22 protein-coding genes are annotated in these 21552 nt (G+C 45.5%); 13 read left to right on the plus strand and 9 right to left on the minus strand.

What is annotated here, in order from left to right:
* Positions 1-11: 11 nt before the first annotated feature.
* From AC5W2J_RS15680 to AC5W2J_RS15690, 3 genes are all read right to left on the minus strand, one after another.
* Positions 12-1982: an iron ABC transporter permease gene (locus tag AC5W2J_RS15680; protein ID WP_496060398.1), complete on the minus strand. Its 1971-nt coding sequence runs from the start codon at positions 1980-1982 to the stop codon at positions 12-14.
* A 71-nt stretch (positions 1983-2053) separates the two neighbouring features.
* Positions 2054-3040: an ABC transporter substrate-binding protein gene (locus AC5W2J_RS15685; RefSeq protein WP_496060399.1), complete on the minus strand. Its 987-nt coding sequence runs from the start codon at positions 3038-3040 to the stop codon at positions 2054-2056.
* Positions 3041-3201: 161 nt separating this feature from the next.
* On the minus strand, positions 3202-3576 hold the full coding sequence (locus AC5W2J_RS15690; protein ID WP_496060400.1) for a DUF1499 domain-containing protein: 375 nt from the start codon (positions 3574-3576) through the stop codon (positions 3202-3204).
* Between the two features lie 102 nt (positions 3577-3678).
* On the opposite strand from AC5W2J_RS15690, the gene AC5W2J_RS15695 reads away from it, so the two are divergent.
* Together AC5W2J_RS15695 and AC5W2J_RS15700 are read left to right on the plus strand one after the other, a co-directional pair.
* Positions 3679-4344, plus strand: a complete 666-nt coding sequence (locus AC5W2J_RS15695; protein ID WP_496060401.1) for an MBL fold metallo-hydrolase — start codon at positions 3679-3681, stop codon at positions 4342-4344.
* A gap of 10 nt (positions 4345-4354) precedes the next feature.
* Positions 4355-4804: a nucleoside deaminase gene (locus AC5W2J_RS15700; RefSeq protein ID WP_496060402.1), complete on the plus strand. Its 450-nt coding sequence runs from the start codon at positions 4355-4357 to the stop codon at positions 4802-4804.
* On the opposite strand, the gene AC5W2J_RS15705 is transcribed toward AC5W2J_RS15700, so the two are convergent.
* Positions 4801-5232 (minus strand): hypothetical protein, encoded by a 432-nt coding sequence (locus AC5W2J_RS15705; RefSeq protein WP_496060403.1) that lies wholly within the window; start codon positions 5230-5232, stop codon positions 4801-4803. The two genes, AC5W2J_RS15700 and AC5W2J_RS15705, sit on opposite strands and share 4 nt — an antisense overlap.
* A 110-nt stretch (positions 5233-5342) precedes the next feature.
* On the opposite strand from AC5W2J_RS15705, the gene AC5W2J_RS15710 reads away from it, so the two are divergent.
* Together AC5W2J_RS15710 and mnmH are read left to right on the plus strand one after the other, a co-directional pair.
* On the plus strand, positions 5343-6263 hold the full coding sequence (locus tag AC5W2J_RS15710) for a ketopantoate reductase family protein (protein ID WP_496060404.1): 921 nt from the start codon (positions 5343-5345) through the stop codon (positions 6261-6263).
* 27 nt (positions 6264-6290) lie between these two features.
* Positions 6291-7307 carry a tRNA 2-selenouridine(34) synthase MnmH gene (gene mnmH, locus AC5W2J_RS15715; RefSeq protein WP_496060405.1) on the plus strand — a complete coding sequence of 339 codons (1017 nt, stop codon included), beginning with the start codon at positions 6291-6293 and terminating at the stop codon, positions 7305-7307.
* A 106-nt stretch (positions 7308-7413) separates the two neighbouring features.
* Here the strand turns inward: mnmH and AC5W2J_RS15720 are convergent, their stop codons facing one another.
* A complete protein-coding gene (locus AC5W2J_RS15720) occupies positions 7414-8793 on the minus strand; it encodes a peptidoglycan-binding protein (RefSeq protein WP_496060406.1) in 1380 nt (459 codons plus the stop codon).
* A gap of 273 nt (positions 8794-9066) precedes the next feature.
* On the opposite strand from AC5W2J_RS15720, the gene AC5W2J_RS15725 reads away from it, so the two are divergent.
* From AC5W2J_RS15725 to AC5W2J_RS15755, 7 genes are all read left to right on the plus strand, one after another.
* Complete coding sequence (locus AC5W2J_RS15725; protein ID WP_496060407.1) at positions 9067-10059, plus strand: LacI family DNA-binding transcriptional regulator; 993 nt, start codon at positions 9067-9069, stop codon at positions 10057-10059.
* 97 nt (positions 10060-10156) lie between these two features.
* Positions 10157-11569 carry a sucrose-specific PTS transporter subunit IIBC gene (locus AC5W2J_RS15730; protein WP_496060408.1) on the plus strand — a complete coding sequence of 471 codons (1413 nt, stop codon included), beginning with the start codon at positions 10157-10159 and terminating at the stop codon, positions 11567-11569.
* 103 nt (positions 11570-11672) lie between these two features.
* Entirely contained in the window at positions 11673-13046 is a 1374-nt protein-coding gene (locus tag AC5W2J_RS15735; RefSeq protein ID WP_496060409.1) for a hypothetical protein, read from the plus strand.
* Between the two features lie 25 nt (positions 13047-13071).
* Positions 13072-13968, plus strand: a complete 897-nt coding sequence (locus AC5W2J_RS15740; RefSeq protein WP_496060410.1) for an ROK family protein — start codon at positions 13072-13074, stop codon at positions 13966-13968.
* Positions 13969-14035: 67 nt separating this feature from the next.
* Complete coding sequence (locus AC5W2J_RS15745; RefSeq protein WP_496060411.1) at positions 14036-15229, plus strand: MFS transporter; 1194 nt, start codon at positions 14036-14038, stop codon at positions 15227-15229.
* Between the two features lie 298 nt (positions 15230-15527).
* Positions 15528-15653, plus strand: a complete 126-nt coding sequence (locus AC5W2J_RS15750) for a hypothetical protein (protein ID WP_496060412.1) — start codon at positions 15528-15530, stop codon at positions 15651-15653.
* Positions 15654-15827: 174 nt separating this feature from the next.
* On the plus strand, positions 15828-16649 hold the full coding sequence (locus tag AC5W2J_RS15755; protein ID WP_496060413.1) for an SDR family oxidoreductase: 822 nt from the start codon (positions 15828-15830) through the stop codon (positions 16647-16649).
* Between the two features lie 40 nt (positions 16650-16689).
* Here AC5W2J_RS15755 and AC5W2J_RS15760 read toward each other — a convergent pair whose 3' ends face one another.
* The 3 genes from AC5W2J_RS15760 to ytvI form a co-directional block, all read right to left on the minus strand.
* Positions 16690-17586, minus strand: a complete 897-nt coding sequence (locus AC5W2J_RS15760) for an aldo/keto reductase (RefSeq protein WP_496060414.1) — start codon at positions 17584-17586, stop codon at positions 16690-16692.
* Positions 17587-17614: 28 nt separating this feature from the next.
* Complete coding sequence (locus AC5W2J_RS15765; RefSeq protein WP_496060415.1) at positions 17615-18391, minus strand: SDR family oxidoreductase; 777 nt, start codon at positions 18389-18391, stop codon at positions 17615-17617.
* Between the two features lie 73 nt (positions 18392-18464).
* Positions 18465-19565, minus strand: a complete 1101-nt coding sequence (ytvI, locus tag AC5W2J_RS15770) for a sporulation integral membrane protein YtvI (RefSeq protein WP_496060416.1) — start codon at positions 19563-19565, stop codon at positions 18465-18467.
* A 197-nt stretch (positions 19566-19762) separates the two neighbouring features.
* Here ytvI and AC5W2J_RS15775 point away from each other — a divergent pair, with 197 nt between their 5' ends.
* Together AC5W2J_RS15775 and AC5W2J_RS15780 are read left to right on the plus strand one after the other, a co-directional pair.
* Complete coding sequence (locus AC5W2J_RS15775; RefSeq protein WP_496060417.1) at positions 19763-20521, plus strand: SDR family NAD(P)-dependent oxidoreductase; 759 nt, start codon at positions 19763-19765, stop codon at positions 20519-20521.
* Positions 20522-20534: 13 nt separating this feature from the next.
* Complete coding sequence (locus AC5W2J_RS15780; protein ID WP_496060418.1) at positions 20535-21086, plus strand: cysteine hydrolase family protein; 552 nt, start codon at positions 20535-20537, stop codon at positions 21084-21086.
* Here AC5W2J_RS15780 and AC5W2J_RS15785 read toward each other — a convergent pair.
* Positions 21083-21520, minus strand: a complete 438-nt coding sequence (locus tag AC5W2J_RS15785) for a DUF6884 domain-containing protein (protein WP_496060419.1) — start codon at positions 21518-21520, stop codon at positions 21083-21085. The genes AC5W2J_RS15780 and AC5W2J_RS15785 overlap by 4 nt on opposite strands.
* Positions 21521-21552: the final 32 nt, after the last annotated feature.

Genomic DNA, 21552 nt, shown 5'->3' on the forward strand with positions numbered 1-21552 from the left:
TTTCTGGAATATTATTTTTTGGTCCGGCTCATTAGCCATAAGAAAAAAGGAGCGCCAATAATAGCGGCTACGAGCCCGGATGGAATTTCTTTTGGAGCAATGATTATTCTTCCTGCCGCATCGGCTCCGACGAGGAGGGCAGCCCCAAGCAGTAACGCGACAGGAAAGATCCTCCGGTAATCCTCTCCTACAAGCAGCCTGGCCAGATGAGGAGCGACAAGGCCGATAAATCCGATGGTGCCTACCGCAGCTACTGCCATAGCAGCAGAAAAGGTAGCTAAAATGATCGAAAACCAACGCACGGCTGTCAATGGAACACCCAGGCCGATCGCATTGTTATCTCCCAGCGCAAGAATATTCAGTGAGCCCAAAAGAAAGAAACACGCTGGAATAAGAATAACAAGCGGCCAGACAAGAAACATCTGCAGTTCATTAAATCCGCTTGCATACGTGCTGCCGGAAAGCCAGGTGAGCGCGGAAGCGGCATTTAAATTAGAACGAACAATTAAAATCTGGGTGACCGCTCCTCCGGCAGCTGATATGGCGATACCCATTAAGGCAAGCACGGCCGGATGGAACTGGGTTTTCCATGAAAAGAATAAAACAACAGCTACGGTTAGAAAAGCACCGGCAATCGCACCGGCCGGGAGCCAGGCGGCTGAGAGCGATGAAAAAAAGAACAATACGCTTAAAGCACCAACACCCGCTCCTGCCGTTACACCGATAACTGAAGGGTCTGCCAGAGGATTACGGAGTATTCCCTGGAATAAAAGACCGCTTGCTGCCAGGAGCATGCCGGCTGCACAGGCCGCAAGCATTCTTCCAAGCCGCAGATCAAAGATAATGAACCGTTGTCCGGATGCTTCATCTGTAAACAGGGCCCGCCAGGTTTCCATCCATTCAAAACCGGTACTGCCTCCAGCCATCCCTATAAAAAATACGAGTACTAAGAGAAATCCTGAACCGATTAATACAACCGGATAGGGAAGCATAAAAGAAAGACGGCTCCCCGATATGCTTTCTCTACTGCCCGCTCCGAAAAAGCTGCCGCGGTGTTTCAACACAAGCCAGATCAGCCACGGCGCACCAATTAATGCGGTAACAGAGCCTACGGGCATCTCGGTAAGAGATGGATCCAGAAAGCGTCCGAGTATATCTGCCCCAATTAAAATATTAGCACCCCACAGCATAGAAGCGGGAATAAGCAGGCTGTGAAGCTGGAAGCCGGCCAGCCGCATTAAATGGGGGGCGATAAGGCCGATAAAAGCTATAGGACCCGCTACACTTACAGTAAGAGCGGAGAGGCCGACAGCGAGAAAGAACATAACAACCTGAACTCTTTTTGTTTTTTCACCCAGAACTTTTGCCTGGTCGCTGCCAAGCAGCATAATATCCATCTGTCGGCTGATCATAAAGATGACGATAGTAATAGCTGCGGTCCAGGGGAGGGCAAATAGTACGCCGCTCCAGTCCTGTTGTACGAGAGAACCATTTCCCCATAGGAATAAACCGGCTGTTTCATATTCAAAAAAGATCTGCAGAGCAGCAGTGAAAGAAGAAAACATTAAGCTGAGTACAAGCCCTGCAAGCGCCATGCGGACCGGGGTGGCATTGATGCCTCCGGACAGCGCAAATACAAGCACAGCAGCCAGAGAGCCTCCCAGAAAGGCAAACAAAAACCCATTGCCAAAGAGCCAGGCGGGGCCGCTTGACCCAAGAGCTGCCCCGGCTACTACAAAGAAATAAGCCCCGGCATGAACGCCAAGCGTACTAGGCGCGGCCAGAGGATTCTTTGTCAGCGTTTGAAAAATAACCCCGGCAGCTGCAAGCGCGGCGCCGGCAAGGAGGCCGAGTGCAATTCTGGGAAGGTAAACAGACCTGACGATACTATGCTGAACGGTTTCGCCTTCGTTTTGCAGTGCCTGGAGCACAACGGTCCAGCCCATGGCCTGACTGCTTTGATATAAATGTAAAAATGACAAAAAAAACAAGAGGGCTGTCCCCCCTCCGAAGATAAGGACAGCCTTTGTTTTTCTATGCAAATGCTTCATATTTATTCTCCTGTCAGTGAGTCTGAAACCTGCTCGGCGAATACTTCAGCAGAGAGAGGCCCTCCAAACGTCCAGGTATCTCCCGGAAGTGCGTAAGTACGGTCTTCTTCCACAAAGCTCAAGCCTTCCCATACTTCGTTTCCTGCGAGCTGGTTTTCAAAGACATTGTCTTCTTCCTGTACGATATACATGAAATCGCTGTCCTGATATGGTTCAAGAGCATCAACATTTGTTTCTGTATAGCCATAAAGTTCAAATTCCGCGCCGTCGTATGCATTTTCGAGGCCGATTTCCTGCATAATCTTTACGGCCATGGAGTTATCTGTAAAAAGACGGATAGCAGCAGTGTCATTCGCGCTGAAAGCCTGTGATAAAAGAACTTCGTTTCCTTCATATCCACCGTCGCTTATTTCAGCTGCCACGTCTTCATAGGAACTGTTCAGGTCTTCCATCACCTGGTCGGCTTCTTCTTCTTTATCAACAGCAGAAGCGATCTCACGGAACGTGGTTTCCATTTCCTCATACTGATCGCCTTCGCCTTCTTCCGGGTACGGTTCAAACATAACGGTTGGAGCAATATCATTTAGTTGATCACTAATAGCTTCATGACGAGAGGAGGCAGTAATAATCAGATCCGGTTCAAGCTGGGCGATAGCCTCCAGGTTTGGTTCCTGTCTTGTGCCTACATCAGTAATATCTTCAGGAAGTTCAGGCTCTACGTTCACCCATTGATTATATCCTTCCAGATCAGCAATACCGACAGGATCTACGCCAAGTGCTAATAAGTCCTCCGCATAAACCCACTCTAAGACTACAATATTCTGGGGCGTTTCTTCAAGCTCTACTTCTTCTGCAGCTCCTTGAACAGTAGTTGTTTCCCCGCCGCCGTTTTCTTCTTCACTGCCACTTTCTTCTGTATCTGAAGCATTGCAGGCACCCAGTGCAAGCAGCCCTGCAAGCGCAGGAATCCATATGTATTTCTTTGTCATCAGTCCATCTCCTTATTGATAAAGATTATCATTTGCAATTAAAATATTACTATGAATGATGCTATAAATCAATATATTTTTTGATTGGTATATGTAAAAGCAGAAAGGAATGCTGTAGAAAAACATAAAAAAGATGGGTGCCAAAACCCATCGTTCCTATTCTATGTTGCTGTCTGCTTATTATATTCCTCACGAAATTGCTTTGTTATGGAGGTCATTCTTTTTTTATTTTTCCCAAGGTCTGAATAGCCGACCCGGGAAGCAGAGCGGAAATGAACAAATCCCTGCTGACCGAAATAGAATTCCACATCATCTTTAAAAGGCAGGAGCTTTACTTTGTAAACAGCTTTCATATAATCGACGTCCTCGTGCTCGATTTCAGCGAGTGGATCTTTTTTCAAAATAGACCGGACGATGCGTTTTGCTTCTTCCGGCTCGCCGCTGAAAGCAATTGGGTCCATGTAGTGTTGTTTGTCGTCAGAGCTTCCCATAGTCGAAACACAGTTAGGGGAATTGGGACAAGGTGGAAGTTTCATGAACGGAACCCCTTTCAAATGGTATGATGTAATTGTCATGTTAGACAGTTCCCTATTAAGGTAACCATTAATCATTCATTCCTTAGAAAAGGAGAGACAAATATGAAATTCAAACAGATTTCCCCTCATATATACAAAGGCGAAACATGGATGGGAATTAAAATGAGCGCCTGGGTTGTAAAAGAGGGCGACTATACGATTATTATTGATACGGGTCTTCCGTTTATGGGTTCTTCGCTGTTATCATTTGCTGAAGAAAAAGCACCATTGCAGATGGTTCTGCTTACCCACGGACACTCCGATCATGTAGGAGGGCTGTCTTCCATTCTACGCAAAAGAAAAGTACCGGTATATGCACATCCGAATGAAATCCAATATATAGAAGGAAAAGTACCATACCCGAAGCGGAAAAAACCGGAACGAGGCATCACGCCCGGTATCGTTAAACCGCTGCCGGAAGATGAAAACAATAATCTTCATACGATGATGAACTTAGTTCCTTATCTGACGCCCGGCCATTCACCTGGGCACACCGTTTTTTATCATAAAGAAGATAACGTATTGATCAGCGGCGATCTGTTTACTTCCAAAAGAGGAAAACTCACTCCTCCGATAAAGGCTTTTACAGCTGATATAAACGAAGCTGTAGAGTCGAGCCGTCTGCTGGAAGAACTTAATCCGAAACGGGTCAGCATCTGCCACGGGGAAGACATTGAACAGCCAAAGGATCAGCTGCAGGCCTATCTGCAGAAATATACAAAACAATGAGGTGAGAGATATGGGATATAAGCAGGAGTTTATGAAAGAAGCTCTGCTGTTGGCAGCAGAAACAGTACAAGAAAGCAGAGGAGAGCCTTTCGGGTGTGTTATCGTAAGAGATGAAAAAATAATAGCCCGGGCTTCCAATCAGCTGCACCGGACAAATGATCCGACGACCCATGCAGAGCTGGAAGCAATCAGGCAGGCAACAAGAGAGCAGGGGTCTCCTGATCTAAGTGATTGCGAGCTGTATACGAGCGGTGAACCATGCCCGATGTGCGAGGCTGCCATTAACTGGAGTAAGATACCTGTAGTTTATATGGGAAAGACGTTAGAGGACGCAAGAGAGGCAGGGCTTGCACCTTCTCCGGGAGATGAGGCGCCGGCTTATACTTCCTATCACAAGCCGGTTGATATGGGAGAACAAGACCCCTACGCTATATGGAAAAAAATAAGCTCGGATAATTAACCGAGCAGAAAACGAAAATAAATAATGATAAATAGGAAAAATAGAAAGAGCAGGACAGCAAATAAAAGAATACCCCACATATAGGGCAGATGAACATATTTTGACTGCTTTTTAATGGTGATAGCTGACAAAGTAAACGATACACCCAGTGCCAGCAGGATAATAACAGCTACCCAAAGTGCAACCTGAGGCCAGGGCAGAAAATATACAACAGGCATAAGGAGAAGCAGTACACAAACGGTGAAAAAAGCATAAAGAGAGGCACGATAAAAACGGTTGTCTGTTTTTGACTCTTTTTCCTGGCGCCTTTTTTCCATACGGCTTAAGGATTCCTGGACAGACCCGGCTCTGCTGCCGTCTCCCCGTCCAATCCAGCGGTTTATTGTATAGACGGGATTCCATTCTCTAATTGCGGTGATCCATTTCATATTTTCATCTCCTGATTGTCACGGAAATTAACTGTGTGATTCATCTTGGCTATCATATCTAATTATAGTTGATTGTGCAATGAGAGAAGAAAACAAAGGAGAGGTTACACATGAAAGTTATAGTGCAAGGAGCCGGCGCAGTAGGAGCCTATATAGGGGCACGTCTTATCGAAGCCGGACATGAAGTGACATTTTTCGTCAGGTCCGGCCGCCGTGATCAGCTAAAAGAATATGGATTGACCCTGCACAGTACAGCAGGCGACTTCCACATACCACAGGTAAACACTATCACGTCAACCGAAGAAGCTGAAGGCGCAGATTTAATCATATGGGCGGTAAAAGGGTACCATATAGATGAAGCGCTTCCGCAGCTGGCTGAACTGGCTGAAAAAACAGAAGCGTTGGTTTTACCTTTACTTAACGGAACTTCTCATATTGATAAAATGAAACAAATGATCCCGGAGAGCCGGATTATCGGCGGACTGGCATTCATCATTGCAGCATTAGATGAAAAAGGGCATGTGCACCATACAAGCAGCCAGCATGGAATCATTTATGGAGCACTTCTGCCGGAGCAGGAACCGGCAGTGAATAGAATAGAAGAATTATTTGAGGCCGTCAATGCAGAAACGAAAAGAAGCGAAAACGTCTGGCATGACATGTGGAAAAAATATATGTTTATTACTGCTTTTTCAGGCATTACAACGGCTGCAGACTTAACGATAGGTCCTGTCGTCCGTTCAGAAGAAGCGTGTATGACAATACGTTCGATGCTGATGGAAATGAAAGACATTGCCAATACAGAAAATGGAGGAATAACTGCAGAACACGCTGAGACAGCGTTAAAGCAGATGCAGTCATTGAATACAGAGGCGACATCCTCTATGCATAATGACCTTCTCCGTGGGGGAGAAATAGAAGTAGAGCACCTGCAGGGCGAAGCGTTAAAGCTTGCAGAAAAGCACAATATAGCGTCACCTGTTTTATTTACCATGTACAGCATAATAAAGCCAAAGGCTTTTAATAGATAAAACAGAGAAGGGAAGAGGATTCATAGAATGTTATCGAAAAACAAACAGTATATTGACGTAAGGTCCCCTAAAGAATTCGAAGAATATTCACTTCCTGGAGCCATTAATATTCCTATTTTTGACGATGAGGAACGGGCCATGGTAGGTACAGCGTATAAACAACAAGGAAAAGAAAAAGCAATGGATCTTGGTCTGGAAATACTATCACCAAAACTTCCTTCCATGTACCGGCTGATGCGTGATATTAGTGAAGGGGAGCAGGAAGTGGAAGTATACTGCTGGCGGGGCGGCATGCGGAGCGGTTCTTTTGTTTCTTTTATGAATATGATGGGGATCTCCTGTTCCAGGCTTCCAGGTGGGATACGGTCTTTTCGAAAAGAAATGGAAAAAACATTCCAAAAGGAAAAAGAAAGACGAAGAGAATACATTGTGCTGTCCGGAGGAACCGGTACTGGAAAAACAGAAATACTGGATCAATTGGAAGAAGAAGGCTATCCGGTTATTTCATTGGAGCATCTTGCAAATCACAGGGGATCGGCTTTTGGATCTATAGGGCTTCAGAAAAGAAGTCAGAAGCAGTTTGAACTCCTTCTTTGGATGAGAGTAAAAGAACTCGAAGATGCTCCTTTCTTTATCATTGAAGGAGAGAGCCGGCGGATAGGAAATATTCATCTTCCGGATTTTATTCAAAAGGGGAAATGGTATGGACACCGTATTGATGTGCAGCTTCCAATGAAAGAAAGGGAACAAGTACTGCTTCGAACGTACGATCCAAAACTGTACCACCAGGAAATTAAATCTGCTATTGAAAAAATCGAAAGTAAACTCACAGAGGAATCGAAAGAAAGCATTCATACCGCTATGCAGGAAGAACGCTATGATAGAGTCGCCTCTCTTTTACTGGAGCATTATTATGATCCACGCTATGATCATGCATACGCCCAGTATGAGAAAGAACCAATGCTTGTCACTGCTGCTGATATTGATGAAGCAAAAAAGGAAGTAGCACGCTGTATAGAAAGCATTCAAAAAGAAAAAGTATAAAAACAAGCTCTCAGCCATTTGGCCGAGAGCTTGTTCAGGTTGTTGAAAAAGATGCAAAAGTAAAAAACCCTTGAGACCATTAAACGGCTCAAGGGTTTTAAATATATTAGTTGATTACAGTTACTTCAAGGTTTTGACGACCGAATGATACAGCGTCACTGCGATCTTCCATGAAGATATCAATTCTATTGCCATTGATTGCTCCACCAGTATCAGCAGCAGTAAATGTACCCATGCCTTCAACTTCAACAGTTGAGCCAAGTGGGATAACATTAGGGTCTACAGCGATAACATTCTGGTTAGGGTTGGCACGAAGGTCTACGCCTGTTGCAGTAGTACCTGAGCATCCTGTACAGAAAGCAGTGTAAGCTGTAGCTTCAGCTGTAAATGAATCACCGGATGCTTCAGAATCAGCACTGGCTTCTGAAGAGGATGATTCAACTACTTCCTGGGAAGCTTCTTCTTCAGCTTGTGCAGCTTCAGCAGCTTCCTGTTCAGCAGCCTCTTCTTCAGCGGCAGCGGCTTGTGCAGCTTCCTGTTCAGCAGCCTCTTCTTCAGCGGCAGCAGCTTGTGCAGCTTCCTGTTCAGCAGCTTCTTCTTCAGCTTGTGCAGCTTCCTGTTCAGCAGCCTCTTCTTCAGCGGCAGCGGCTTGTGCAGCTTCCTGCTCGGCAGCGTTTTCCGCTTCAGCAGATTCAGCCTCTACAGCTTCCTGTTCAGCAGCAGCCTGGCGTTCAGCAGCTTCCTGCTCGGCAGCCTCTTGAGCGGCAGCTTCTTCTTGTGCGGCTTGACGTTCAGCAGCGGCTTCTTCAGCCTGGGCTGCTTCCTGTGCACTAGTGTCTTCAGAAGAAGTGTCCTCAGAAGCAGTGTCTTCAGAAGATGATTTCTCTTCTACAGGTGCTTTTTCTTTAGAATCAGCTGTTGAAGCTGATGCTTTTGGTGCTGCAGCAGCTTCAGTTGATGAAGGTGCTTTAGTATTTACTGTATGGAGAGCACCAAACGTTTCAGGACCTGCAAGGCCGTCAACGCTTATTCCGCTTTTGCTTTGGAATTCTTTAACAGCTTTTTCTGTTTTATCTCCATAAATGCCGTCTACTTCAATAGTATATAGTCCAAGATCGCTTAGATCTTCCTGCAGGTTTTCAACAGGCTGACCTGTAGATCCATGCTTTAAGACTTCAAGTGCACCAATTGTCTGCGGTCCGGCAATACCGTCCACTGCAAGACTGTGCTTTTCCTGGTAAGCAGTAACAGCAGCTTTGGTTTCTTTACCAAAAGTACCGGATACTGCGCTTTCGTTTAATGTTCCTTTATCACTTAGAAGCTCCTGGAGGCTTTCTACCTGTGAGTTTTCCTGTCCTTTTTGTATAAGATCGTTTCCGAGTTCATTTGCTTCTGAATTGACTGGACCTGCAAAGAAAATAAATCCTGCTGCTACGGCTGGTACGCCAAGCTTAGTCCATGATTTTAGTGTTGGTTGAAATTTCAAAATGTAAAACCTCCATTTAATAATAGTAATTCTGTTTCTTCTCTGTTCACTGTTCACTCTCGACCTCTCACATCTTATCAGCCGGGTTTCTTTCTACGCAACCTCAAATCGCCCATTTAAACGAATTGAAATCTCCGTGTAATCTGTGCAATTGAACCACAATATTTTAAAAACTATAATATTAGTCAGGAAAAACTCTGTAGTAACTGGTAAAATGGGGATAAAATATAGAAAGTACGCAAACTCCGGGGAGAAGAAAAGGAAAGTGGTAATATGACAACAATAAAGGATATTGCAAGATTGGCTAATGTTTCAAGGACTACAGTATCCAGGGTACTCAATGAATCTACTGCTGTAAGTAAAGAAGCCAGAGAACGGGTTCACAGGATAATAGAAGAAACCGGGTATATTCCGAGTGAAAACGCGAAATCACTGCGGACGAAAAAAACGAAAGTTATCGGGGTCATCCTGCCGAGACTCAGCACGGAAACGACTACGCGTGTAGTATCGGGTATAGATAAAGAGTTAGGGAAACAAGGCTTTCAAATCCTTCTTGCCAGCTCGGACCTTAATATAGATAAAGAAGTCGAGCATATCAAGCTGCTGGAAAGCAGAAGAGTAGATGGCATTATTCTTCTGGCAACGAACACTCTCAATCCGATAAAAACAGCTGTGTCGGAAGCAAAAGTACCGGTCATTGTAGTGGGACAGGAGTTCCCCGATGCAATCTGCCTCATGTACGACGACTTTCGGGCAGCGTATGACTTAACAAACTTGTTCATAAAAAAAGGCTACAGGAAAATTGGGTTAATCAGCGTAGATGAAACAGATGAAGCCGTCGGTTTTTGGAGAAAAAAAGGATACATAAAAGCCTTGGAAGAAGCAGGCCTTCCGGTAGAAAAAGACTGGCAGGCAGAAGGCGCATTTACTATTGAGTCCGGCTATAGTGCAATGAAAACCATTTGGGAACGTTCGGAGTTAAAGCCTGATGGTGTAGTATGTGCAACAGACAGGATGGCGATCGGGGCAGCGGATTATCTTGCTCGTATCGGGGCAGCCATGCCGGGTGATGTAGGCATTGCAGGATTTGGAGCATCAGAGTTGTCTCAATATGCGAAGCCGGCACTCACTACAGTGGATTATTACAACGAACAGGCCGGGATAGAAGCGGCCAGAACCTTACTGGAAGAAATGGAAAATCCAGCTGTTAAAAAGAATAAAAAAAATATTTTAAAGTATGGACTTATAGAAAGAAATAGCTTATGATAAGAATGTAATCGATTCCAAAGAGGGGTCGACTATCATTTTACTTCTTTTTGGAATCGATTCCAAAGAAGCTCAAACGGAAACAGGAGGGTGAAAAATGGCAGCTGATAATAAGGCTATTGTAAAAGAACTGATTGAAGCGGTAGGGGGAAAAGAGAATATTGCTTCCGTCGCTCATTGTGCAACAAGGCTTCGGATAATGGTTCATGATAAAGAGAAAATTGACCAGGATAGTGTAGAAAATATTGATAAAGTAAAAGGCGCTTTTTATAACTCGGGCCAGTATCAGGTGATTTTTGGCACCGGAACGGTAAATAAAATGTATGAAGAAGCTTCTAAGCTTGGGGTAACGGAAAGCACGAGTTCTGAACAGAAGCAGGAAGCAAAAAAACAGGGAAACATGTTTCAGCGTGCAATTCGGACGTTTGGGGATGTATTTGTTCCTATCATCCCGGTACTTGTAGCAACAGGACTTTTTATGGGACTCAGAGGGCTTCTGCTGCAGGAAGTTGTGCTTGGATGGTTTGGGCTGACGCCTGACGACGTACCGGCTAATTTGATAACGTTTACACAAGTGTTGACTGATACAGCATTTGCCTTTCTTCCGGCTTTGATAGCATGGTCTGCCTTCAGGGTGTTTGGAGGAAGCCCAATCATCGGTATTGTATTGGGACTCATGCTCGTCAACCCTTCTCTTCCTAACGCTTATGAAGTAGGAGAGGGCGTGGCAGATCCGCTTACCTTTTTCGGTTTCATCCCGGTAATCGGTTATCAGGGCTCTGTTCTGCCGGCCTTTATTGCCGGGTGGCTTGGAGCACTGTTTGAAAAGCAGCTTAGAAAAAGAGTTCCGGAAGCTTTGGATTTAATTGTCACACCATTCTTAACACTACTCGTCATGATTTTCCTATCACTTTTCCTTATTGGACCGGTAATGCACGGCCTGGAAAATCTTGTTCTTTCAGGAACAGTAGCGTTGTTAGAGGCGCCGTTTGGCATCAGTGGCCTGATTATTGGCTTCTTCCACCAGGTTCTCGTTATTACAGGAGTGCACCATGTATTTAACTTTTTAGAGATTCAGCTTCTCGAGCAGTTCGGTTCCAACCCGTTTAATGCCATTATTACGTGTGGTATTGCGGCTCAGGGCGGTGCCGCTCTGGCAGTGGGTTTAAAAACCAAATCGAAAAAGCTGAAAGCACTGGCTCTGCCATCTTCCTTTTCCGCTTTTCTCGGAATCACGGAGCCTGCCATCTTTGGTGTTAACCTCCGTTATGTAAAGCCCTTCCTTATGGGATTAATTGGGGGCGGTGTCGGTGGTTTTACAGCGTCTCTTTTCCAGATGGAAGCCACAGGTATGGCAATTACAGTAGTTCCGGGTACCCTGCTCTACTTGAATGAACAAATTCTTCTCTATATCGTCGTTAACCTTCTTTCAGCAGCAGTGGCCTTTACGTTAACATGGTTATTCGGCTACTCAGATAAAATGAAAGAAGAATTAGATAAGGCAGCATAATACAGCGCAGACACCAGCCGGAAACGGCTGGTGTTTTTTATTGTCTAAATATCCTTCCTGTGGCAGACTAAAGGAGCGCTGCGACGGAGAGAGGACGTTATGAATGAAAGCTTTAGTTAATGAAAATCGATATATTATTTATACCCTGATGCTTGGGATTTATCTCGTAAACATATTTCTTGATCATAACATCCTGCTTTATACAGCAGGCATTATAGCGATACCGGTATTTATTATATCGTTTGCGGCTGCTTCGAGGCTGTTTAAAATTCTGGGAACTTTTTTTATCAGCGCAGGTATAATTTTATTTGTCATTAGTGGAGAAAGTGCTGCCCAAATTCCTATTTTTTTAACATCGAACATGCAGCTGCTGGCTTTCCTGGCTGTGCTGCCGTGGATGAACAGTGTCGTCCATGCAGGAAGATTCGACAGAAAGATCAGCCAGCTTTTAAGAGCAGATGTAGATGACCTGGGAAAGCTGTACGCAAGAAGCTCGCTTACCTCTTACCTGCTTGTCTGTTTTATTAACTTGTCAGCGCTCCCTTTTTCCCAGCAGGTTCTGCAGGATAATTTGTCAGCTGTGTCGAAAAAGCTAAGAGAGTCTTTCGTCAGCAGAACGACACTGCGGGCATTCGCAATAGCTCTTGCCTGGAGTCCAATGGAAATTATGGTTGCGATTACAATTGATGCAACAGGTGTAGGGTACGTAGCCTACCTTCCCTGGCTTTTGCTTTGCTCCCTTCTGGTTCTGGGAATTGAAATGCTGTGGGGGCGGATGGAATTCAGGAAACATTCTTACACACCGGCCAATCAGAAAGTAATGAATGAATCAATTAACTGGAAAACGCTGATTTTTAAAATTATTGAATTGTTTGCTGCGCTGTCTGTGTTTCTGCTGGCTGTTTTATTAATCGGCAATTGGACAGGGTTTAACTTCATATTAACTGTAACTCTTGTACTGATTCCATTTTCTGTCTGCTGGGCCTTTGTGATTCGGAGATGGCGCACATTCCGTATCGTCGGCTGGTCGATGTGGAAACAGAGAACAACGAACATGCAGAATTTTGTTGTGTTGTTTCTTGCATTGGGACTGTTTTCAAGCAGCTTAAATGAAACGCCTGTACTGACGTTGATGCAGACTCCTTTTGAAGCCGCCTCGGGCTTTCCACTTGCGATCCTGCTGCTGATCCAGTTTACGTACTTAGGGTTATCAATGGTCGGTGTCCATCCAATCGCCACGATAGGCATTCTTATGGAGATCCTGCCGCCTCTTTATGAAACGATGAACCCATTAAGTATTGGGATCGTATTAATTACCGGCGGGTTGGCGACAGCTACTGTGGGTACGTTTGGAATAACAGTAACGATGACTGCGCAGAACACGATGCAGAACCCTTATAAAATCACCTATCGAAATATGCCATTTGCTCTGTTATATGGAGGAATGGGAACGCTTATAGCATATTTACTGCTGTAATATAGTGTAGAAAGGACAGCTGTATATGACCCGCACATATCAAATTGGCATCGACCTGGGAGGTACGAGTCTTCGTACCGCCCTTATCGAAGATAAGAAAATAATAAAGCAGATGGAATCCAGTACTACTCCGGGTACAGCCGAAGAAGGTATAAAGAAGATAAAGGAAATGATAGATTCGTTTGGAGACCATCAGGCTCAAACGATTGGATGCGGGGCTCCCGGGCCGCTTGATCCTTGGAGTGGAACGATTCTGGATCCGCCGAATCTTCCGGGATGGCATGGTTTTTCGTTTAAAAAAGAATTGGAAAACGCAACAGGTCTGTCTGTTACGCTCGATAATGATGCAAATGCTGCAGCGCTTGCTGAACATGAACTTGGCGCAGGGAGACAGGCAGACAGTATGATATACGTTACCATCAGCACCGGCATTGGTGCTGGTATTATTATCGGCAATTCACTTCTTTCCGGGGCGCTCGGTGCTGCCGGAGAAGTAGGCTTTATGAGAATGGGGCGTACAGAGCATCCTTCCCCGAAGGATAGAACCTGGGAGCAGGCGGCTTCGGGCACAGCTCTGAAGGAAAAAGCTATAGAACTCTATGGGGAGAAGAGCCATGCCGGAGAACTATTTGAGGCGTACTGGAAAAACGATAAAGAAGCAGTACAGGCACTGAATCCCATTATTGAATACCAGGCGGTCGGGATAGCCAATATTTATTTAACGATAAATCCGGAGCTTATCGTGCTTGGAGGAGGAGTCATCCAGTACAATCCATTTCTTGTAGAGGTTCTGGAACAAAGAATAAATGAGTATTTGTATAAAAGTTTAAAAGGCAGGTGTCTGGTGGTACAGGCAGAATTAGAAGGGAACGCAGGCGTGATTGGAGCCGGTCTTCTTTCCTCTGCTGAACGTTTAGGGTGAATCCGGGCACCTTGTGCAGACAAGGTGTTTCATTTTTGCCTGATTCGTACCGGAAGGAGGAGCAGCGGTGAAAAAAAACCGGTGGTACGCTTTACTTATTATTTCTGTGTCTGTTTTCTTTTCCTTAAGTCTATGGTTTAGTGCTTCAGTGATTGCAGAAGATTTAAGAGAGCGGTGGGGGCTGACCCCGTTAATGGAGGGCTGGCTTTCTGCAGCCGTCCCGGTTGGGTTTGTAGCCGGAGCTTTTGTCAGCGCTCTGCTTGGCCTGGCCGACCGTTTTAATACAAGAAAACTATTTGCCCTGTCTGCGCTGGCAGGAGGTATATTGAATATACTGCTTTTATTTACGGATACGATTTTTATCGGCCTGCTTTTACGAATGCTTACCGGCGCGGCTCTTGCCGGCGTATATCCGCCGGCGGTGAAACTGATTTCTTTATGGTTTCCAAAGCAGCGCGGCTTAGCTATTGGTATTTTGATTGCGGCTTTGACCCTCGGTACCTCTCTTCCGCATGCCCTATTTTTATTTACAGCCGGTGCTGATGCCGGGATGGTACTGATTCTAAGTTCGACACTGGCGTTTACGGCTGCCGTATTGATGTATGCAGCGTTAGGGGAAGCACCGGTGAAACCGAATCCTTCTGTTTTTTCAATCAGGCTTTTATCCAACGTAATAAAAAACCGGCCGGTTATGCTGGCCAACTACGGCTATTTTGGTCATATGTGGGAACTGTACGGCATGTGGACATGGCTGCCTGCCTTTCTGGCTGCAAGCTTTGCCCAGTCTGCTGTTCCGGATGAATGGAGCATCGCCGCTGCTTTTACAGCTATTGGAGCGGCCGGGGCGGTGGGATGCATAGCAGGGGGCTTACTTGCAGATAAAATAGGAAGATCCTTACTTACTATTGCAGCGATGGGGATAAGCGCTGCCTGCGCGATAAGCATTGGCTGGACATTTGGTTCTGCTGTCTGGCTCACTATTATACTGGCAGTCATCTGGGGCGCTTCGGTCATAGCTGATTCCGCCCAGTTCTCCGCCGCTGTTTCCGATTTTGCTGAGCCGGAATATACGGGGACTGCATTAACCTTTCAAATGTGCATCGGATTTTTAATATCGGTTATTTCCATTAATCTGATTCCGATTTTTCAGACGTGGATGGGGTGGGAGTGGGTGTTTGCTATTCTTAGCATAGGACCGATTCTAGGGATGGCTGCTATGTGGAAAGTAAGAGCATATGAAAAAAATGCTGTTTCTTCTTAAGATCCAAAATCGTCCATTTAGTTATTGACAGAAAGTAGATTTTTGCCTATTATTATCTAACAATCTATGTTTTTCATACCAAAGGGGAGTAGCTTACAGTTATGTCGTCATTACGTGGCGCTGAGGTGCCGCCGGCCTGACTGGCAGCATTATGTTGTTTGCGAGACCTTTGCCTGTTAATCCAGGTAAAGCCCTTTTTCTATGAAAGATAAGAGCCTTTACCTGATAGCCGGGGTAAAGGCTCTTTTTTTAATAGTGAACGCATAGATTGAAGCGGAGGAAAGGAAGAGGGAGGCTCATGGCAAAGCAGGATTACCGTGAGGGAAAAGAAGCGCTTTATATGATTACAGGAAGTGTTCTTTTCATTATTATTGTGTTTGCTGTTCTTCATTTTGTGTTTGGTATTCCCATTTTCCCATCTTAAAAAAAGAGCTTATTCTTTATGGCAGAGCACTTCATGCCGGTTTTATTGATAATATACAAAAAAGTATAAAACCCCTGATAGTAAGCGATTACAGCTGCAGTGACATGTTTATAATCCGTGGATAGTGGTATGAATAAAGAGCATACGCAATCCACAGAAAAGAGGGTATACATTATGAAACGACTGGAAAATTATACAGCAGTTATTACCGGAGCGGCTACGGGTATTGGTCGTGCTACGGCGGTATTATTCGCAGAAGAAGGAGCAGAAGTGCTGTGTGCCGATAAGAACGAAGATCAGGTCAAAGAACTGACTGAAGAAATACAGCAGGCTGGAGGCAGAGCCCGGGCATATGCGCTGGATGTGTCTAAAGATAAAGAGGTAATCGAATTCGCGGAAAAAGTAAAAAAGCAGTATATAACAGTTGACGTGCTGTTTAATAACGCCGGCATCGACCGGAAAGGTGGAAAGCTGCACGAGTATCCAGTGGAGCTGTTTGATGAGATTATCAACGTGGACCTGCGCGGTACCTTTTTGATGAGTAAATATATTATTCCGCTTATGCTGGAAAAGGGAGGATCTATTATAAATAACTCGTCCATGTCCGGTTCAGCCGCTGATCTGGATCGTTCCGGCTATAATGCAGCTAAAGGCGGCGTTACTAATCTAACAAAAGCCATTGCCATTGATTACGGGCGTCAAGGAATCAGAGCAAATGCAATTGCTCCCGGTACGATAGAAACGCCATTAGTATCGGAACTGGCAGGTACAGAAAATGAGGAAGGCGGAAAAGCTTTCCGGGAAGCTCAGAAATGGGTGACACCTATGGGCCGGCTTGGTGATCCAAGAGAAATGGCGACTATCGCTTTATTTTTAGCTTCAAAAGACAGCTCGTTTGTAACCGGAGAAACAATTACAGGCGACGGAGGATTAACAGCCTATACATGGCCCGGCAAAATGCTGTTTGAAAAAGGTTGGAAAGAAACGACGGAATAAAAAAGAAGGCCCGTGCTTTTTAAAAAGCGCGGGCCTGTTTTTATACAATATCCAGTGGTTCTTTACGGGATGGGGCAGGAAAGGCGCTGTCCAGCGCCACTATGTCTTCCTCTGTCAGGTTAATGCCGGCTGCCCGGGCGTTCTGCAGAACATGTTCTTGTCTGCCGGCTTTAGGAATACTAAGCACATGCCCGGAGCGGATGCTCCATGCAAGTAAAATCTGCAGTTCTGTAACCTGGTGAGAGGCAGCGACTTTCTTTACAGAAGGATTAGTTAACAGCTGACGGCGGAGGTTTCCGCCCTGTGCAAGCGGGCAGTAAGCCATAGCAGGAATCGCACGCTCTTTCATCCAGGGCAGCAGGCTGTATTCGATGCCGCGGGAGCCGAGGTGATACAACACCTGGTTCACCGCACATGCCTGCCCGCCGGTGACTTGATTGAGCTCCTGCATATCTGCAGTATCAAAATTTGATACGCCCCAGCGTTTAATCAAACCTTGAGCTTTCATTTTTTCCATCTCCTCTACAGTTGCCTGCAAAGGAACCCTCCCCCGCCAATGAAGCAGGTAAAGATCCAGGTGATCGGTCTGCAGCCTGGAGAGGCTTTTTTCCAAAGAGGCCTGCAGGTGCTTTCTGCCGGCATTGAAAGGAAGAACTTTAGAAACAAGAAAAGCATCTTCCCGGGAATGTTTCAGCGCTTTTGCCGTCACTTTTTCAGCACGGCCATCTCCATACATTTCCGCCGTATCAATCACGCGGAGGCCAAGCTGTAATCCGAGCTGTAGCGCTTGTATCTCGTCCGCCTCACGTTCAGGGTCATCGCCCATATGCCATGTACCCTGACCGAGACTTGGAAGGACTGTTCCGTCCGGAAGAGTAATGGTATGATTCTGTACCTGGTTTTGAATGGCTGTAATTTCATTATTTGTTAACTCCATAGAATAAATCAGTCCTTTGTTATTTGAATTACATTAGAGATTGTGCGCCGTCCAGATAGATTTCAGATCCGGAGATGTGGGAAGAATTTTCCGAAGCTAAAAATAATACTAAATCAGCGGCTTTTTCTGCTTTCGCAGGCTGGTTTAACAATGTATCCGCAGATTCATCCATTTCTGTTCTTACAGGAAGTTCAATTTTTTCGATGCCTTCTGTATACGTACGGTCAAATATGTTGGTTTCCACATAGCCCGGACACATGATATTAACACGTATTTTATAACCGGCAAGCTCGAGCGCGGCCATCTTGCCGAATGCCATTTGTCCTGCTTTGGAAGAAGAATACGCAGTCATGCCCATATTGGAAAAAGTGCGGTTTCCGTTCACAGAACTGGTAATAATAATACTGCCGCCACGTTCTTTCATATGGGGAATCGCGTATTTCACGGATAAGAATGTACTGCGCAGGTTGGTTTCAATGGTTTTGTCCCATTTGTGCGGCTCCATGTCCTCAATTGGGGCTACAGTACCATTCATTCCTGCATTGGCAAGGACTACATCAATGCGGCCCCATTCTTTTGCAGCTGCCGAAAAGCTTTCCTCCATCTGCCCGGGGTCGGAAACATCTGTTTCAAAACAGAGGGCTTCTGAGCCGGCTTCCTCAATCAAACGCTTTGTTTCCTGGGTATCCTGCAGATCAATAAGCGCTACTTTTGCACCTTCTTTTGCAAATTTAATGGCAGTAGCCTGCCCAATACCTGAAGCTGCCCCTGTTACAACAGCAATTTTATTTGACAATAGTCCCATTTGTATTCTCTCCGCTTCTACTTATAGTCGTTTTCTTTCAATACCCTTCTCTGTGCCCCTAAAAACAATTCTCTTATACAAATCCTTCCCTGATAAAACGATTCAGCGCTTTAAAGACGCCAATATCAATACAGATTACGATAATCACGAGAATAACAGGGCCGATAATAAATCCTAAAGCACCGAACAGCTGAAGTCCTGCAAATAAAGACACGAGAACAGCGATAGGGTTGAGATTCATGCTAGAGGAGAGAACTTTCGGCTCAACAGCCTGGCGGACCACAAGAATGATCACGTATAAAATGATTAAGCTGATGCCAAGACCAAAATTACCGGTAATAATCAAGTACACACCCCACGGGATGAGAATAGTACCGGTACCCAGATAGGGAAGAAATTCAGCCAGCCCGATAATAAGGGCAAGCAGAACGGCATTATCCACCTGTAGTACAAGAAGGCCGATAAATACGATAATTCCTGTGATGCACATTAAAATAAGCTGGGCTTTTATATAGCCAAAGACCCGAACCCACATCGCTTTATAAAATTCTTTCATTTTCAGAACAATTTGGTCAGGAAGAGCTTTTCGAATCCCGTCTGACATTCGTCCCCAGTCTTTCCCAATAAAATATATAGCAATAAGTACAAACAGAAATGCCACCAGGAAAGTAGGGATGCTTAAAGCAAGCTGTGTAGCAGTATCACCGGCGCTTTGAGCAAGGCGGCTGAGACCGGCGCCGAGTTCCGCTCCAATTTCAGGCAGGCCGCCGCCTGCTCCACCGATCCCATCTGCAATTCCGCTGATACGCTGCCAAAATGGCAGAATAGTGGTGTCCAGAAAATCCTGGATTTGATAAAAAGCATCTTCCATAATAGCAGGAGCGCGCTCGGCGAAACGCTGAATAGGATCAATAACAAGAAATGTAATGCCGGTAATAACGCCGCCTATGACAGCGATGCCAAACAATAGAGTGGTTACTGCAGCGATACCGGCGGGAAAGCGCAGCTTTGTCTGCAGAAATGTAGATAATGGCTTAAGAATCCAGGCAAAAAAAGCAGCAATCCAAAATGGATAAGTAAGAGAAAAAATAAAGGCCGTCGCCCACAGAACAGCAGCAACTGTTCCCATTACTAGCAGCAGACGGATAATCATCCAAGCTGTTTGTTTTTTCATAGCCTGTTCACCTGCCTTATCCTGACTTTTATGTGTAGATATTCTTATTTTAGCTCAATTGCCGCTAAATAACACGTTCCCTTCTTTTAAGCTTTTAAAAATTATTCTTTTATTTAGAAGGTATTTTCATATAAACAGCCAATATTAAAGGAGAAGATGCATATAGTATGGATACTACATAGAGAGCAGGGATACAAATGGATATTAAAGATCATGTGTTTGTCGTAACAGGGGGAGCTACCGGGCTCGGCAGGGGTGCTTCAACAGTGTTGGTAGAGCACGGTGCAAAAGTGGCCATTATTGATACAAATAGTAAAAAAGGAAAACAGCTGGCTGAAGAGCTGGGGGAAAACGCCTTGTTCCTAAAAACGGATGTAACATCGGAAAAGGATTCATTGGAAAGCCTGGAAAAAACTGCAGATTACTTTGGCGGCTTTCATGGCCTTGTAAATGCAGCTGGAATTGGAGTAGCAGAAAAAATACTAAACAAGAAAAGCGTTCATTCGCTCGATCATTTTAAAAAAGTCGTCGAAGTTAATTTAGTAGGCACATTCAATATGATGAGGCTCGCAGCAGACAAGCTGCGCCATAATGAGCCTAATGAAGATAAAGAGCGGGGCGTTATTATAAATACAGCCTCTATCGCAGGACTGGAAGGCCGTATTGGACAAGTTGCCTACAGCGCTTCGAAAAGCGGAGTCGCCGGCATGACGCTTCCGGCCGCCCGGGAAATGGCAAGGTACGGAGTAAGAGTGATGACTATAGCCCCCGGCGTATTCGAAACGATTCTTTATGATCCGCTTCCGAAAGAAGCATTGGAACGCCTGGGAGAAAAAGTTCCTTTTCCGAACCGGATTGGAAAGTCTACAGAATACGGAAGCCTGGTCCAGCATATCATCAGCAACCCTATGCTGAATGGGGAAATTATCCGTATTGACGGGGCTATGAGGTTATAAAAAGGAGGCGGCTATGTCTAAAGCACTGCTGGTTGTTGATTATACGAACGATTTTGTAGCAGAAAACGGAGCGTTAACGTGCGGCGCTCCCGGACGTGAAATTGAAGGGGCGGTCGTTGAACGGATACAGGAGGCAGTGAAACGAGGAGAGGAAATCTTCTTTGCTGTAGACCTTCATGAAAAAGAAGAACCGGATCATCCGGAAGCCGAGCTGTTCCCCCCTCACAATATAAGAGGGGGGCAGGGCCGGGAATTGTTCGGGGAAGTGAAAAGGTTGTATGAATCGATTAAAGACAGACCGGACGTGCACTGGCTGGACAAAACCAGATACAGTGCGTTCGCCGGAACCCCGCTCGGTCTGCTGCTCCGCCAAAAAGACATTCATACGGTTGCGCTGGCAGGCGTATGTACCGATATCTGCATTCTCCATACTGCAGTGGACGCCTATAATGAAGGGTTTCGTATTCAAGTGGACCAGGCGCATGTCGCAAGCTTTAATAAAACCGGCCATGAATGGGCTTTGAGCCACTTTAAAAACACGCTCGGAGCTGACGTACAGCGTTAACGCTGTACCGATCGATCCAGTATTTGAAGCATCTCGCCAATACCGCGGGCATCGGATAAGGGAAATTCCCACTCGTGTGGTGTGTCAACGACCCGATTCAGGACACGCTGATGTTTTTTGCCGGTCAGCACGACGATAGTATCTGCTCTGGAAAAACCTTTCATGTGCCACTGCGAGACGAGAGCAGCATCACTAATGACGCCGGTATGATGCTGAAATCCGGTATCATAATTACCCGGCACTATATCTTCAGGCTGCAGAAAGCCGTATTTAGCTGAAAGAATAACAGGATACAGGTGATAAAAGCGGGCGTACCGCGCGCATTTTTTATGGAGGGCTCCCTGGTAGGCTTCTTTTGCGTAAACAGGACCTGCCTTTGGATCGATATCCCATATTTTCTTTTTGCCGCACGGAATCACAGCAATTTTTTTCATAGTATGACCTCCATGCTGAAACCAGAGCCCGA

The sequence above is a fragment of the Sinobaca sp. SA16-1 genome (assembly GCF_059510515.1).

Excerpts from the sequence above, each read along its gene's own strand:
- AC5W2J_RS15685 (WP_496060399.1), bottom strand. The coding sequence starts at position 3,040 with ATGACAAAGAAATACATATGGATTCCTGCGCTTGCAGGGCTGCTTGCA.
- AC5W2J_RS15690 (WP_496060400.1), bottom strand. The coding sequence starts at position 3,576 with ATGAAACTTCCACCTTGTCCCAATTCCCCTAACTGTGTTTCGACTATG.
- AC5W2J_RS15695 (WP_496060401.1), top strand. The coding sequence starts at position 3,679 with ATGAAATTCAAACAGATTTCCCCTCATATATACAAAGGCGAAACATGG.
- AC5W2J_RS15700 (WP_496060402.1), top strand. The coding sequence starts at position 4,355 with ATGGGATATAAGCAGGAGTTTATGAAAGAAGCTCTGCTGTTGGCAGCA.
- AC5W2J_RS15705 (WP_496060403.1), bottom strand. The coding sequence starts at position 5,232 with ATGAAATGGATCACCGCAATTAGAGAATGGAATCCCGTCTATACAATA.
- AC5W2J_RS15710 (WP_496060404.1), top strand. The coding sequence starts at position 5,343 with ATGAAAGTTATAGTGCAAGGAGCCGGCGCAGTAGGAGCCTATATAGGG.
- mnmH (WP_496060405.1), top strand. The coding sequence starts at position 6,291 with ATGTTATCGAAAAACAAACAGTATATTGACGTAAGGTCCCCTAAAGAA.
- AC5W2J_RS15725 (WP_496060407.1), top strand. The coding sequence starts at position 9,067 with ATGACAACAATAAAGGATATTGCAAGATTGGCTAATGTTTCAAGGACT.
- AC5W2J_RS15730 (WP_496060408.1), top strand. The coding sequence starts at position 10,157 with ATGGCAGCTGATAATAAGGCTATTGTAAAAGAACTGATTGAAGCGGTA.
- AC5W2J_RS15735 (WP_496060409.1), top strand. The coding sequence starts at position 11,673 with ATGAAAGCTTTAGTTAATGAAAATCGATATATTATTTATACCCTGATG.
- AC5W2J_RS15740 (WP_496060410.1), top strand. The coding sequence starts at position 13,072 with ATGACCCGCACATATCAAATTGGCATCGACCTGGGAGGTACGAGTCTT.
- AC5W2J_RS15750 (WP_496060412.1), top strand. The coding sequence starts at position 15,528 with ATGGCAAAGCAGGATTACCGTGAGGGAAAAGAAGCGCTTTATATGATT.
- AC5W2J_RS15755 (WP_496060413.1), top strand. The coding sequence starts at position 15,828 with ATGAAACGACTGGAAAATTATACAGCAGTTATTACCGGAGCGGCTACG.
- AC5W2J_RS15760 (WP_496060414.1), bottom strand. The coding sequence starts at position 17,586 with ATGGAGTTAACAAATAATGAAATTACAGCCATTCAAAACCAGGTACAG.
- AC5W2J_RS15765 (WP_496060415.1), bottom strand. The coding sequence starts at position 18,391 with ATGGGACTATTGTCAAATAAAATTGCTGTTGTAACAGGGGCAGCTTCA.
- ytvI (WP_496060416.1), bottom strand. The coding sequence starts at position 19,565 with ATGAAAAAACAAACAGCTTGGATGATTATCCGTCTGCTGCTAGTAATG.
- AC5W2J_RS15775 (WP_496060417.1), top strand. The coding sequence starts at position 19,763 with ATGGATATTAAAGATCATGTGTTTGTCGTAACAGGGGGAGCTACCGGG.
- AC5W2J_RS15780 (WP_496060418.1), top strand. The coding sequence starts at position 20,535 with ATGTCTAAAGCACTGCTGGTTGTTGATTATACGAACGATTTTGTAGCA.
- AC5W2J_RS15785 (WP_496060419.1), bottom strand. The coding sequence starts at position 21,520 with ATGAAAAAAATTGCTGTGATTCCGTGCGGCAAAAAGAAAATATGGGAT.